Here is a 13,232-nt window from a genome sequence, read left to right as displayed (position 1 = left end):
CATTCATCAGCAGCAACCAGCACAGGGGGAAATGTCCGAGAAGAATGCCGTCCTGGGCGAGACGGGGATGGAGTTCGAACATGGGGGATTCACTCTCGGGTTAAGGGTTGAAAAGCGACCGGCGGCGAGTATCGCCACCCCGCCGAGAAACTACAATACTCCCCCACCTTTCGCGGAGACCCATCATGTCTACCCCTGCCGAACGCTTCGCCACTTACGAAGACCTCTGCCAAGTGCCCGACCATCTGGTCGCGCAAATCATCCACGGCCAGTTGATCGTCATGCCCCGGCCCGCGCCGAAACATGCCTTGGCCTCATCCTCGCTCGGCGAGGAGTTGGTCGGGCCGTATCACAAAGGCCGTGGCGGCGGCCCTGGCGGCTGGTGGATTTTGGACGAACCGGAATCGCATCTGGGGCCGCATATCCTGGTGCCCGACCTGGCTGGCTGGCGGCGGGAACGTATGCCCGCCTTGCCGGAAACGGCCTTCTTCACCCTGGCGCCCGATTGGGTGTGCGAAGTGTTGTCGCCCTCCACCGCGCAGATCGACCGGGTGGACAAGCTGCCGATTTACGCGGCGCACGGGGTCGGCCATGCGTGGCTGGTCGATCCCGAGGCGCGGACCTTGGAAGTGTTCGCGCTGCACGAGGGACATTGGCGGTTGGAATGCGCCCACAAGGCGGCGGACGAGGTTTGCGCGCCGCCTTTCGAGGCCATCCGATTCAGCCTGGGCGGGCTTTGGCCGTAGGTCCGAATCAGGACGGACGCCGGGTCACGAACATGGCGTCGCCATAACTGAAAAAGCGGTATTCACCCTCCACCGCGTGGCGGTACGCGGCCAGTACCTCGGCGTGTCCCGCGAAGGCGCAGACCAGGGCCAGCAGGGTGGATTCCGGCAAATGGAAATTGGTCAGCAGCGCATCGACGCACCGGAACGTGAAGCCGGGCCGGATGAACAAGTCGGTCTCGCCCCGGTAGGCCGTCAGTTCTCCGCCCAGCGCGGCGGTCTCCAGGGTCCGCGCCACGGTGGTGCCAACCGCCACCACGCGCCCGCCCCGTGCGCGGGTCTCGAGGATTTTTGCCACCGTCTCCGGCGGCACCTCGCAGTATTCGAAGTGCATCTTGTGCTGGCTCAGATCATCGACCCGTAGCGGCAAAAACGTCCCGCTGCCCACATGCAGGGTGACGAAAGCTCGTTCCACGCCCCGCTCCGCCAGCCGATTCAACATGGCTTCGTCGAAATGCAGCCCGGCGGTCGGCGCCGCCACGGCCCCCGGCGTGCGGGCGAACACGGTCTGGTAGCGCTCGCGGTCTTCCAACGCATCGGGCTGGGCGATGTAGGGCGGCAGCGGAATATGGCCCACCGCCGCCAGCACTTCGTCCACGGTCACGCCACCGGGGAACTCCAGCTCGAACAAATCCTCCCGCCGCCCGCGTACCCGGCAGCGGAAGCCGCCGTCCAGCAGGATTTCCGCGCCCGCCTTTGGCGATTTGCTGGCGCGGAGGTGGGCCAGGGCGGATCGCGGGTCGAGCACCCGCTCGATGAGCATCTCGACTTTGCCGCCGGTGGCTTTGTGGCCGAACAGGCGGGCGGGGATGACGCGGGTGTCGTTCAGCACCAGCAAATCGCCAGGGTGGAGTAAGTCGGGCAGGTCGGCGAAGCGGCGGTCTTCGATGTGGCCGGTGGAACCGTCCAGGCACAGCAGGCGGCTGGCGGGGCGTTCGGCGAGGGGCACCTGGGCGATGAGGTGGTCGGGCAGGTCGTAATGGAAGTCGGATTTGAGCATGGCGGCGGGGATGAGCTTCAAAAAACAGCCGCGCAGTATATCCGGTCTGGCATTTCGTCGAGGGCTTCTCTATAATTCGCGGCTCTTAACGCCGGAGTGGCGAAACTGGTAGACGCGCCAGACTCAAAATCTGGTTTGGGAAACCAAGTGTCGGTTCGATTCCGACCTCCGGCACCAATAAATTCAAGGGCTTAACGAGCAACCGTTAAGCCCTTTTGTTTTGCCAGATGGTTTCGTGGGGCACTCATGGGGCACTTCGCCCCAACAAACCACAGCAATCCCACCCTGCTCCCTTCCCGCTTGGATGGACTAATTTGCCCCCTTGCTTCTGACCGGGGCAGGATCGTGAATGCCCCCTGAGTGCCCCAAAAATCCACAAAAAAGCCCCATTAGTGCCCCATGATATAGTTTTAAACTTATAAGCCAATGTTTCTATTTAAAAAAACGCTTTTATTAACCAGATTCAATGTCTGGTGTTGCTGATTTTTGCGGTTTGTTGTAGCCTTTTGGTAGGCGGGCCGAACGTGCTGCAACACGCCCGGCCCTGACCCGCACACCTTGGGGCACAAGGCGGGGGCTATCCGCATTTTACCTAATCCCCCCACCTGCCCCGAGCTTGAACCCACACCAGCCATAAGGGGCACGACATGGCAAACATCGAGAAACGCACCTCGCAAGACGGAAAGTCCTCCTACCGGGTAAAGGTCCGGCTAAAAGGCTATCCCGCGCAAACCGCCACCTTTGACCGACTGACCGACGCCAAGAAATGGGCTTCCGCGACGGAAAGCGCCATCCGGGAAGGACGGCATTTCAAGACCGCCGAAGCCAAGAAGCACACCTTGGCGGAACTCATAGACCGCTATATCGAACGGGAGCTTCCCAAGAAAGGCGCTCAAGCGGCCAATCAAAAATCTCAACTCCTGTGGTGGAAGCAAGCCATCGGGGTTTATTTGCTGGCGGATGTGACGCCCGCGCTGATTGCCGATTACCGGGACAAGCTCATGGGGGAATCCACTCACCAAAGCGAAAAACGCTCTCCGGCCACGGTAAACCGCTATTTGGCCGCGCTGTCCCACACTTTCACCATCGCAGTGAATGAATGGGGCTGGCTCGAAGATTCGCCCTTGCGGAAGGTGGGCAAGCCACAGGAGCCACGGGGGCGGGTCCGTTTCTTGTCGGATGAGGAACGAACCCGCTTATTGGATGCTTGCCGGGAGTCATCCAACCCGGTGCTATATCCGGTGGTGGTGCTGGCGCTGTCCACGGGGATGCGGCAAGGTGAAATTCTGGGGCTGTATTGGCGGGAGCCGAAGAACCCGCCTATCAATTGCGCCTGGGGCGTGGTGGACGTACCGGGTGGGCGGATCGTGCTGCACCTGACCAAGAACGGCGAGTGCCGCGTAGTGCCCCTGGTGGGGCACGCGCTGGAATGTGTGAGGGAACTCGCCAAAGTGCGCCGCCTGGATACCGACCTGCTATTTCCGGGCAAGGCGAACCCGAATCAGCCTATCAACTTCCGTGAATCCTGGGAGTCCGCTTTAGAGCGGGCCGAGATTCACGATTTCCGCTTTCACGACCTACGCCATAGCGCCGCGTCCTATCTCGCCATGAACGGAGCCAGCTTGGCGGAAATCGCCGAGACCTTGGGGCACAAGACCTTGCAAATGGTGAAGCGGTATTCCCACCTGTCGGAAGCACACACGGCTTCCGTGGTGGAGCGGATGAACGCCAAGATTTTCGGCTAATTCAAACAGAACCATTCAACTCTGACGCCGGGCGGGTTTCATCCTCCCGGCGTTCCCGCCAATCAAAATCAATGCTGGGGGCAGCATGAACGATTCGACCAATCGGTGTTCGCTGGGCTGGAAAAAACTCCAAAAGGAAATGCGCCTTGGCCCGGATCAATTGACCGTGCGTTCCTTCATCCTGATGCTTGAGAGGTTGCCGCCAACGAATACGGCCATCCCCGATTTTTGCGACCTGCTGGACCAAGGCTTGCCGGTGCGGGACGCCAGCGGCCAAGCCGTCGATTCCGAAGCCTTGAAGCAATGCCTGATTCAGGCCAAGGAGACCGCCGACAAAGCCGATAGTCCTGTCGTTGCGACCATTGATGAACTCAAATGGGTAGCACCGGACGATTGGGATTATTGGGTGGACAAGGAAACGCTGGTCCACGAAATCCACCGGGCGGACGTGGCACGGACTTATGGGGCCATGGGCGAAACGGAATTTCCCTGGCGGGATTACAAGGATAAGACGATTTGGTTGAGCGTCGCCGAGCTTTCCGGCGATTTGCCCCCGCCCCCGTCCGAGCTATCGGAAGAGCCAGAATCCGAAGGGCACAAGCTGGCGGACCCCGAGGCTAGCGCCCTGGCCGAGAGGGTGAGCCTGACCTTGGTGGACATTCTCGACCTGCTGGGCTTGGAGACGGAAAGGGATTTTTGGCATATCCAGGACTGCGAATGCGACGAGGCGGGCATTCGCCCCAAGCCGCTTAACGAAGCGGCCAAGCGCTTGCAGACTGGCCCGGAATTGCGGCTGTGGAAGGACTTCGAGCAGGACATCCGGCTTGCGCTTCCCTGTTCCCCGCATACTTTCCTGACGTGGTGTTCAAGGAACCAATTCACGGATGTTCTGCCACCGGCCTTCGTGACGGCCATGCTGAACCGATACCGAAGCGCGATATTTACGCCCCTTCGAGAAGACTACAAGGCAGCCTTGAGGCAAGACGCTTGGACCGCGAGGGAGGCGCTGTGCTGGCTGAATGGACGCAATCCGGCTTACTTCATGGATGACATTGAAGGGGCGTACCCCGAGCAAGTTGACCTCGTGAAACGGGCCGCAAAAGTGGGAAGGCTGGACCCCACGGGCACCCCGCCGAGGATATGGATCGAGTGGGCCAAGGAAAAGGGCTGGCGGATACCGCCGGAATTGGATTCCGAGCCGGACCCGGCCCCGACCGGGGACGTTATTTTCATGGGTAACGCCATGATCCAGCCGTCTACGCCCGACATTGGGAACGAATATCTAACCCTCGCCGAACTTCTGGCCTTGCTGGCGGAAGCCCACGCCCCCAAGGATGGGCGCGAGACCTTCCGCTGGCTGGTTGAATCCGGGCTGGTGGGCCGATCCCCCGAACATCAATATCGGTGCGTGTCGCTTGCCCCGTTGGTGACGGCACAGCCCGAGGATTTCCAAAGCCTCGCCGGGGATTGCATCGTGTCGGTTCAAGACCTTGAGCAAACGTACTGGCTGGCCGGACAGGATCAATTTCCAGGGCGGGATGAAGCGGGACAAATCGTTTGGAAGCCCGTGTCAAAGCAGCCTAGCCCCGACGAGTTGGAGCATCATGGGGAGTTCTTCTCGGTGGTTTACCCGAGCTATCCGCCCCATGATCTAAAGAAACTCAGGAAATCCCTATCCTGCAATCAAGTCATCTGTTCTCACGACCCTTGTGAGGCTGTGGTTGATGAGCCTTTCGTCTGGAAAATGGCGGAATTGCTGGGCAACCGGGGGTATGCCGTGGACTGGAACCATTGGGCCGAGTTGCCGTGCTGGACCGGCAAGGAAGCGGCCTGCCTGATTTATTCCGTGGACCCGTTCGTGTTTGAAAGCGGTAAAGCCGCCCATCCCGAATTCGCGAAAATCCCCCTGGACGACCTCAATGCCTGCATCACGAAATTGGCCCAGCACGCCGAGCGGTCACTCAAGGAGGCCGCGCCGCCGGAATGGCTGCAATGGGCGAGGGGGCGGGGGTTGGGCGATGAAATCCACCCAAGACTTAACGCCCTGATGCGGAAGTATTGGGGAATGCCCGTTGTCATTGAAGCCCCATCCGCATCATTGCCAAGCGAAACGACACAAGCCGCCCCGGCGATTCAGGAAGACGCCCCCACGGATACGGGGCAACGCGCAACCGAGATGAACCGCTGGCTACGCGAAACTTGGGTAGACGAGGGCAAGCCCACGGGAGCGCCATTTTTCCGGGCGTTGAAAAATTACGAGAAGAAAAAGGGAAGCCCTATCGTGGAGTGGTATTCAGCCGGAAAAGACGCCGGTATCCAGTGGCAAACCAGCAACGGGGCAAAAGGTGAATGGAAGCGAAAGACCATCCTGACGCTTGCCAGCGAATTCCGACGAGAGGACAAAAAAGGCTGTCAAGCCCCATAACCCACGATAATTTCCCCGCTGAGTTTCCCCGCTAAGTTTCCGCGTTTCCGGGCGCGGAAATCGCGGAAAAAACCGGGGTTTCAATACCTGCCAACGCCGGGGCGCTCCCGGCGGATGTTTCCAACAACTGGCAGGTATTCCCATGACGCAGAGAACCCTCTCCACGGTTCGGCAATTCGCCGACAAGCATCCCGCCTTCACTCAAGGCAGTCTCCGCAATCTCATTTTCAACGCTCAACCCCGCGTGAGCCGCAAGGGCACGTTGCCGGGCAACGGGTTCGGCGTGTGTTTGGTCCGGCTGGGCCGGAAAATCCTGATTGACGAAGAGAAATTCTTCGCGTGGTTGGATGGGCAAAAAGGGTGAACGCGACCATGGCCGATAGAAATTCACTCGCTGACTGTGGCCTTGTTCCTTTCAAGGCTATTCCCGATCAAGCGCACTCTCCACCGGAGGGCTTGACGCCCTTGGTTGGCGGGCCTAAGCTGATTTCGCACCCGCAAAAAACGGGTGTCGGGCGTCGAAACCCGTCAAGTCAAGGCGTACAGCGCCAATCCTGCCGATTCGGGCGCTTTTTTCATGCCCCGAAGTTTATCTATGGCGGGCTGGGCGAGGCACGCGCAAGCGTGGCCGGGTTCCTTGACCCCGGTTTTCGACCCTCGTTCAGCCCGTCGCCCAATCCGCGTCGAAACGGAACGCGACGGCTCCACACCTCAGTCAAGGAGTCCGTCATGGCTAACCACGCCCGTGGTCAAGTTGCGCCCAAAATTCACCCTCGCCACACGCTCAAATCCCTTTCCAAGCCCCGCAAGTTCGGCCCGCTTAGCGAACTGGCGCAAGTACAGGGGGTGCGACCATGAGCGATACGAAGCCAATCTTCAAAGCTCCCGAGCCACTGCCCGTCATCCCTGAAAACATCCCGCTCGAACTGCGCGAGCGCCCGCAATGGCTGGTGTGGCGGTTTGAATCCCACGCTGGCAAGCCGTCCAAGGTGCCTTTCAACGCCAGAACCGGGCGCTTCGCCAAGTCCAACGACCCGGCCACCTGGGGCGATTTCGAGACGGCGATTAAAGCCTATCGCAGCGGGCGCTATGCCGGTATCGGCTTTGCCTTCGCGGCGAATGATGGCCTTTGCGGCATCGACCTTGACCATGTGATCGACACCGAGACCGGCGTCATTGAAGCGTGGGCGCTGGAAGTCTTGGAGCATTTCCGGGGCGCTTATATCGAACGCTCACCCAGCGGGACCGGCCTCCGAGTTTTCTGTCGCGGCAAGCCCCTTCGGTGCGGCAAGGGGACAGAGGAAAAGCGGATCGAGGTCTACGACCACACCAGCCCGCGCTATTTGACCGTAACGGGGCATCGCTATGAATGAAGCCATCATCGAAATTCCGGGCGCACTGGATTGGCTTCATGCCCGGTATTTCGCCGCGAAGTCAGCCAGCAAGAACCCGCCCCGGCAACCTGCTAGGGCGACGCCCCTCAGCGAGGACGGGGCGCTTATCGACAAAATCAGAGCCTCGAAACAAGGCCCAGAATTTGACCGCCTGTGGTTCGGTGACGCGGGCGAGGACGCCAGCGGGGCCGATTTCCGGCTGTGCGGCATTCTGGCCTTTTGGACCGGCAACGATGCTCAGCGGATCGACCGGCTGTTTCGGCAATCGGGCTTATTCCAGAACGAAGGCCGAGCGGCCAAGTGGGACCGCAAACACCATGCGGACGGGCGTACTTATGGGCAAGGCACGATAGATAAGGCCATTGCGGGAACCCATGAAACCTATCGGGGAAGCTTTTGGCCATCCGTCAAGGCCAAGCAACCGGGCAAGGATTCCACGCCATTGGCCGCGCTGGACGATGAGATAGCCGATTCGTCACTGATTAAGCTGGAAGCTGGTGAACTGCCCCGCAATCTAGCGGAGGCGATGGCAGCGCTGATGAAGACTGCCGTGCCAATCTACCAACGGGCTGGTGGTTTAGTGCGCCCTGTGATCCTGGACGCTCCAAAGCTTGGCAAAGCCGGACGGGTGGATGTTAGTGCTTTGATCCTTATGGACGTGGTGGAACCCTGGCTACAAGTGGAAATCACCAGGGCGGCGCGGCTAGAAAAATATGATGGCCGTTCTGATAAATGGGTGCCGACAAACTGCCCGGCTTGGCTGGCTAAATCCGTGCTGGCATCGGCTGGTGCATGGCCTTTCCCGCCCTTGGCGGGCATTTTGGAAGCTCCAACCTTGCGCCCTGATGGCAGCCTGCTGAATGCCCCCGGCTACGATCTTGCGACCGGGCTTTATCTGCATCTTGATCCCGGCTTGAAGGTTAAGGTGCGGGACCGCCCAACCCGCGAGCAGGCCATCGAGGCGGCGAAATTCCTTCTCGATATGCTGGTGAATTTTCCCTTTGAGGATACAGCGGCGCTGGCTGTTGCGCTGGCGGCGATCCTGACCGGGCTGGTTCGGCGGATTCTGCCCACGGCACCGGGCTTTGCATTCGATGCGCCTACGCCGGGTTCCGGTAAAACCTTGCTAGCCGACATCGTTGCCTTGATTGCTACCGGGCGGCGAGCGCCCATCTTGAACCAAGCGCTAAGCGACGAGGAAACGGAAAAGCGTATCGCTTCTTTTCTGCTTCAAGGGCATACCACGCTGAACCTCGACAACATTGAACGCCCGCTTTCCGGTGAACTCCTGTGTTCAATGTTGACCGCCCCTACGGTGACTGTCCGTGTGCTGGGTGAAAGTCGCTCCCCCGCCATTTCCACCAATTTGGTGTTTATGACCACCGGCAACAACGTCGCTGTCAGAAATGACCTGAGTCGGCGCGTTTTGGTGTGCCGACTGGACCCGCGCACAGAGAAACCAGACCAGCGCCAGTTCGACGTGAATTTGTATGACTGGATACCCAAAAACCGAGGCCGCCTGATTTCCGCCGCGCTTACGATCCTCAAAGCCTACGAAGCGGCGGGCCGTCCAGATGTAGAGCTTACCCCTTATGGGTCTTTTGATGAGTGGTCCGCCCTAGTTCGCGCTGCGCTGGTTTGGGTGGGCTATGCGGACCCTTGCCAAACCCGTACCCGATTAGAGGGGGCCGACCATATCACTGGCGAACTCGGCACCGTGCTGGCCGTTTGGCATCGGGAGTTGGGTTCTAAGAAGCTCACAGTGCGGGAGGTCGTTGATCAATGCGGCATGGCTGCCCATGCCGAACTGAAAGTCGCATTGCTGGACGTTGCATCGAGTAAGCGCGATGGAAACAGCATTGACACCAAGCGGCTATCCCATTGGCTCCGCAAGGTTGAGCATCGAGTGATTGATGGGCTTCGGTTTGGACGGGCCGGGGCAGTATCAGACCGGGATTGCTGGCAAGTCGAGCGCGTTGGAGAGCACAGAAGGAACGGTTAGAACGGTTAAGACGGTTAGTTTCCATCCTACGCGAGAAACTGTCACGGTAGGAAGCATGACAGTTTTTATAAGAAGGCTGGAACTAACCGTTCTGACTGTCGTAACCGCTGAGGGTGGATAGCTTGAGTTCAAGAGCGTTTCCATGCCCTTCGGGTTTATGGGCGAGCGGCGGAACCAGTCCGCACTTCTGTAAGCAGCCGCACCGGAGGCCGGACAATGGACGGAAATTCATCGCCATTTCCGGGACACCCTGTAAACCGGGCCGGTTTTTGAAAAAACCGCGTTATTCGGGAGGGGGGGTATCGCAGAGTTTAACCTGATTTGAAAATACGGGAATATGGGGCAAAACGTGCATATCAAATGATAAGTAAGGCATTGATTATAAAAGGAGAATGTGGTAAAAAGTATGCCAGCGTGGCGGGGGTTTTAAGCCGCAATTTCCCGTCAATCTGTTCAAAGATTCCCTTCCGAATAATTCCCTATCCTTCTGACATCACCTTTGCCCGTAGTGCAGTGGCGAGGGGTGAACGGGATTGACGCTTCGGCCATAAGCTCCCCGCCCTATTGTTCCCAAACCACAATAAGCCGAACTCTCACATGGCCCGCCTATCCCTCGCCAAACTCGAACGCCATCTCTACGCCGCCGCCGACATCCTCCGCAGCAAAATGGACGCGGCGGAATACAAGGATTTCATCTTCGGAATGCTGTTTCTGCGACACTGCTCGGACGTGTTCGAGGCGGAGCGCGAGAAGGTCATCGCACAGTACAACGCGCATGTGGCCGATGAGCCGGAGTTCTACAACGGCTTCTTCGTGCCGGAAAAAGCCCGCTGGCAATACCTGATCGACCAGAGCAAATCCGGCGAGGAAAGCTTCGGCAAGCGGCTGGACAAGGCGCTGGTTCTATTGGGCGAGCATAACCGCCCCTTGGAAGGCGTGCTGGACCATATCCAGTTCTTGAAGACGGTCGGCTCGAAGCGCGTTATCAACGACGAGGATTGCCGGGAACTGGCCCGGCATTTCAACAAGATCAGGCTGCGCCAGGAGGACTTCCAGTTCTCCGACTTGCTGGGCGCGGCCTACGAATTCCTCATCAACATGTTCGCCGAGACGGCGGGCAAGAAAGGCGGCGACTTCTACACGCCCCGCGACGTGGTGCGGTTGATGGTGCGGCTCATCAAGCCCCAGGCGCACATGAGCGTCTACGATCCGACTTGTGGGTCGGGCGGCATGTTGATTTTGTCCAAGGAGTACATCGAGCAATCCGGCGGCGACGGGCAGGATTTGCGGCTGGCGGGCCAAGTGCTGGACGTGTCGGCCTGGACCATCTGCAAGCTCAACATGATCCTGCACGGCATCATGGACGCCGATATTCAGCGCGAGGATACCCTGCTGCATCCGCTGCACCGGGAGGGCGGCGAGTTGGAGCGCTTCGACCGGGTGATCGCCAATCCGCCCTTCAGCCAGAACTACACCCGCACGAATATGGAATTCCCCGAGCGGTTCCGCTGGGGCTGGTGCCCGACTTCCGGCAAGAAGGGCGACCTGATGTTCGCCCAGCACATGCTGTCGGTGTGCAAGTCGAACGGCGTGGTGGCGACGGTGATGCCCCACGGCGTGCTGTTCCGGGGCGGCGAGGAGAAGAAAATCCGCGAGAAATGGATCGAGCAGGATTTGATCGAGGCCGTCATCGGCTTGCCGCCCAATTTGTTCTATGGCGCGGGGATTCCCGCCTGCATTTTGGTGTTGCGGCCCGAGAGCGGGCGGAAGTCGCCGGAGCGCCGCCAGCGGATTCTGTTCATCAACGCCGACGCCGAATTCCACGCCGGGCGGGCGCAGAACTATCTGAAACCCGAGCATATTGAGAAGATCGTTTCCACCTTCGACCGCTACGAGGACATACCGGCCTATGCGCGGCGGGTGAGCTTGGACGAACTGCGCGAGAATGATTTCAACCTGAACATCCGCCGCTACGTGGACAACGCCCCGCCGCCGGAACCCCATGATGTCCGCGCCCATTTGCATGGCGGGGTGCCGCTGGCGGAAATCGAGGCGCGGCGCGGGTTGTTCGAGGCCATCGGCCTGGACCCGGCACATTTGTTCACCGCCCGCGCCGAGAGCGATAGCAAAGCTCCGTTCGTGCTGAGGTATCGAAGTGCGAATGGAGCTTTGCAAAGCCGCTACACCGATTTCGCGCCGGTTCTCGCCGAGCGGAGCGCCATCCGGGCGCGGATCGAGAGCGACGGCGGCGTGCTTGCCAAAACCGAAGCCTTGCACGCCGCCGCCCGCGATTGGTGGGAAGCGCACGCCGAGCGACTGGCGCGTTTGCCCGAGCGCCGCGACCTTAACGGGGTCCGCGCCGAGTTTCTGGACACCTTCCACGCCGCGCTGTCGCCCGCCGGGGTGCTGGACCGCTTCCGGCTGGCGGGCGTGGTGGCGGGTTGGTGGAACGATAGCTTGCCCGACCTCAAGACTTTGATGGAACAGGGTTTCGCCGGGGTCATCGACGGTTGGATCGACGCCATCGCCGACGCTCTGGACGATGACGAGGGCAGCGGTCCCTTATTCGATCCTTTCGCCCATAAGCTGGTGTTGGCGACCATGGCCGATTACCTGGAACGCATCGCCCACGAGAAGGCGGAAATCGCCCGGCTCAAGGCCGAGAAGGATGCTTGGGAGGCGCAGAATCCGCCGGAGGATGAGGAGGAGGCGGACGGCTGGAATTATGCGCGGGATTTGGAGCGGCGTATCCGCGAGGCGAAGGCGGAGATTAAGGCGGATCAGCGGCGCGTGAAGGAGATCGACAAGGCGTTGAAGAAGCCGGGCGCGGAGGCTTTGCGGGCTGAGCGGGCGGTGTTGGAAGCCCGTATTGATCCGGTGTTGGCACTGATTGCCGGGTTGGAAGCCGACCTGGAACCCTACGAAGCCTTGAAGGAGCAACTGGCCGCCGCCCGTGCCCGTTATCGGGAGTTGATCGGGCAATTCCTGGCGGAGTTGCAGCGGCGGTGCGGGGCTATGGACGAGGCGGAAAAGCAAACTTTGGTGCTGGAATTGTTGGAGCGGGATGTTCTCGCCGGGTTGGATCAGGCCGCGAACCGGGAGCGGCAGGCGGCGATTCGGTTTGTCGAAAACTTGTGGGATAAGTATCGGGTGACGTTGGCGGATGTGCGGCGGGAGCGGGCGACGTGTGAAAGCCGGTTGGAAAGGTATTTGGCGGGGTTGGGGTATCAATGAGCGTGGATCAAAAAACACTCGCCGAATCAGTTTCCCTCGTTCAGGACTGGCCGATTAAGTGCGTTGGGGATATATGCGATACCTACTCCGGGGGAACCCCACCGCGATCTGCCTCTGGAATGTTTGGCGGCTCTATTCCCTGGGTAAAGTCGAGCGAACTAAACCAGAAATCCATTGAATCAACCGAAGAGTTTCTAACCGGTACCGGCTTTTCTTCCTGTTCTGCTAAATGGATACCAGAAAACACGCCGTTGATTGCTATGTATGGAGCAACAGCCGGGGTTGTAAGCTGGCTTTCGATAAATGCCACAACCAATCAGGCGGTTTTGGCTCTCGTGCCAAAAACCGAAGATATTGACCCTAGATGGCTGTATTGGAGGATATTTTCTGACTCCGATAAATTGTTGAGTTCAGTTCAGGGATCAGGGCAATCAAATTTAAGCAAAGAAATTATTGAACGGCACTTTGTCAGAGTACCTCGTAAAAGCGAGCAAATTGCTCTGGCTTCAATAGAGATGTTCCCAAGGTGCTATAAGTATACTGTTCATAATTGTTACTTCAAAGTCCACAGGGTAAAATCAAGCCCAAGTCCCTACGATCCTTTCTTAATGGCGCTTCCACGATGATTTTTACCAGCCTTAATGACA

General features: G+C 59.3%; 9 protein-coding genes, 1 tRNA gene and 1 pseudogene. 10 read left to right on the top strand and 1 reads right to left on the bottom strand.

Annotated features, from left to right (window positions below):
• Positions 1–185 precede the first annotated feature (185 nt).
• Positions 186–746 (top strand): Uma2 family endonuclease, encoded by a 561-nt coding sequence (locus ACXWUF_RS09345; RefSeq protein WP_458494398.1) that lies wholly within the window; start codon positions 186–188, stop codon positions 744–746.
• Positions 747–753: 7 nt separating this feature from the next.
• Here ACXWUF_RS09345 and queA read toward each other — a convergent pair whose 3' ends face one another.
• Positions 754–1,785 carry a tRNA preQ1(34) S-adenosylmethionine ribosyltransferase-isomerase QueA gene (gene queA / locus ACXWUF_RS09340; RefSeq protein WP_458494399.1) on the bottom strand — a complete coding sequence of 344 codons (1,032 nt, stop codon included), beginning with the start codon at positions 1,783–1,785 and terminating at the stop codon, positions 754–756.
• Positions 1,786–1,875: 90 nt separating this feature from the next.
• Here queA and ACXWUF_RS09335 point away from each other — a divergent pair.
• The 9 genes and pseudogenes from ACXWUF_RS09335 to ACXWUF_RS09295 all read left to right on the top strand — a co-directional run bounded on the left by ACXWUF_RS09335 (position 1,876) and on the right by ACXWUF_RS09295 (position 13,211).
• Positions 1,876–1,962: transfer RNA gene (locus ACXWUF_RS09335), tRNA-Leu, on the top strand.
• A gap of 470 nt (positions 1,963–2,432) precedes the next feature.
• Positions 2,433–3,530, top strand: coding sequence for a tyrosine-type recombinase/integrase (locus ACXWUF_RS09330; RefSeq protein ID WP_458494397.1), 1,098 nt, complete (start codon positions 2,433–2,435; stop codon positions 3,528–3,530).
• Positions 3,531–3,615: 85 nt separating this feature from the next.
• Complete coding sequence (locus tag ACXWUF_RS09325) at positions 3,616–5,955, top strand: hypothetical protein (RefSeq protein ID WP_458494396.1); 2,340 nt, start codon at positions 3,616–3,618, stop codon at positions 5,953–5,955.
• A gap of 142 nt (positions 5,956–6,097) precedes the next feature.
• Positions 6,098–6,319 carry a hypothetical protein gene (locus ACXWUF_RS09320; protein WP_458494395.1) on the top strand — a complete coding sequence of 74 codons (222 nt, stop codon included), beginning with the start codon at positions 6,098–6,100 and terminating at the stop codon, positions 6,317–6,319.
• Between the two features lie 490 nt (positions 6,320–6,809).
• Complete coding sequence (locus ACXWUF_RS09315) at positions 6,810–7,328, top strand: hypothetical protein (protein ID WP_458494394.1); 519 nt, start codon at positions 6,810–6,812, stop codon at positions 7,326–7,328.
• Positions 7,321–7,725 (top strand): annotated as a pseudogene (locus ACXWUF_RS09310) (phage NrS-1 polymerase family protein); the annotation flags it as partial. The gene ACXWUF_RS09315 and the pseudogene ACXWUF_RS09310, both read left to right, overlap by 8 nt.
• Before the next feature lie 66 nt (positions 7,726–7,791).
• Positions 7,792–9,351, top strand: a complete 1,560-nt coding sequence (locus ACXWUF_RS09305) for a hypothetical protein (protein ID WP_458494400.1) — start codon at positions 7,792–7,794, stop codon at positions 9,349–9,351.
• A gap of 597 nt (positions 9,352–9,948) precedes the next feature.
• Positions 9,949–12,585, top strand: a complete 2,637-nt coding sequence (locus ACXWUF_RS09300; protein ID WP_458494393.1) for an N-6 DNA methylase — start codon at positions 9,949–9,951, stop codon at positions 12,583–12,585.
• Positions 12,582–13,211, top strand: coding sequence for a restriction endonuclease subunit S (locus tag ACXWUF_RS09295; RefSeq protein ID WP_458494392.1), 630 nt, complete (start codon positions 12,582–12,584; stop codon positions 13,209–13,211). The genes ACXWUF_RS09300 and ACXWUF_RS09295 overlap by 4 nt, the downstream gene beginning before the upstream one ends.
• Positions 13,212–13,232 lie beyond the last annotated feature (21 nt).

The sequence above is a fragment of the Methylomagnum sp. genome, from assembly GCF_054333355.1.
Note: the sequence above shows the minus strand (reverse complement) of the source record. Positions and strands in the feature narration are given on the sequence as shown.

Bases quoted from the DNA above. Each gene is read 5' to 3' on its own strand.
- ACXWUF_RS09300 (WP_458494393.1), top strand. From the start codon at position 9,949: ATGGCCCGCCTATCCCTCGCCAAACTCGAACGCCATCTCTACGCCGCC.
- queA (WP_458494399.1), bottom strand. From the start codon at position 1,785: ATGCTCAAATCCGACTTCCATTACGACCTGCCCGACCACCTCATCGCC.
- ACXWUF_RS09345 (WP_458494398.1), top strand. From the start codon at position 186: ATGTCTACCCCTGCCGAACGCTTCGCCACTTACGAAGACCTCTGCCAA.
- ACXWUF_RS09330 (WP_458494397.1), top strand. From the start codon at position 2,433: ATGGCAAACATCGAGAAACGCACCTCGCAAGACGGAAAGTCCTCCTAC.
- ACXWUF_RS09295 (WP_458494392.1), top strand. From the start codon at position 12,582: ATGAGCGTGGATCAAAAAACACTCGCCGAATCAGTTTCCCTCGTTCAG.
- ACXWUF_RS09325 (WP_458494396.1), top strand. From the start codon at position 3,616: ATGAACGATTCGACCAATCGGTGTTCGCTGGGCTGGAAAAAACTCCAA.
- ACXWUF_RS09315 (WP_458494394.1), top strand. From the start codon at position 6,810: ATGAGCGATACGAAGCCAATCTTCAAAGCTCCCGAGCCACTGCCCGTC.
- ACXWUF_RS09320 (WP_458494395.1), top strand. From the start codon at position 6,098: ATGACGCAGAGAACCCTCTCCACGGTTCGGCAATTCGCCGACAAGCAT.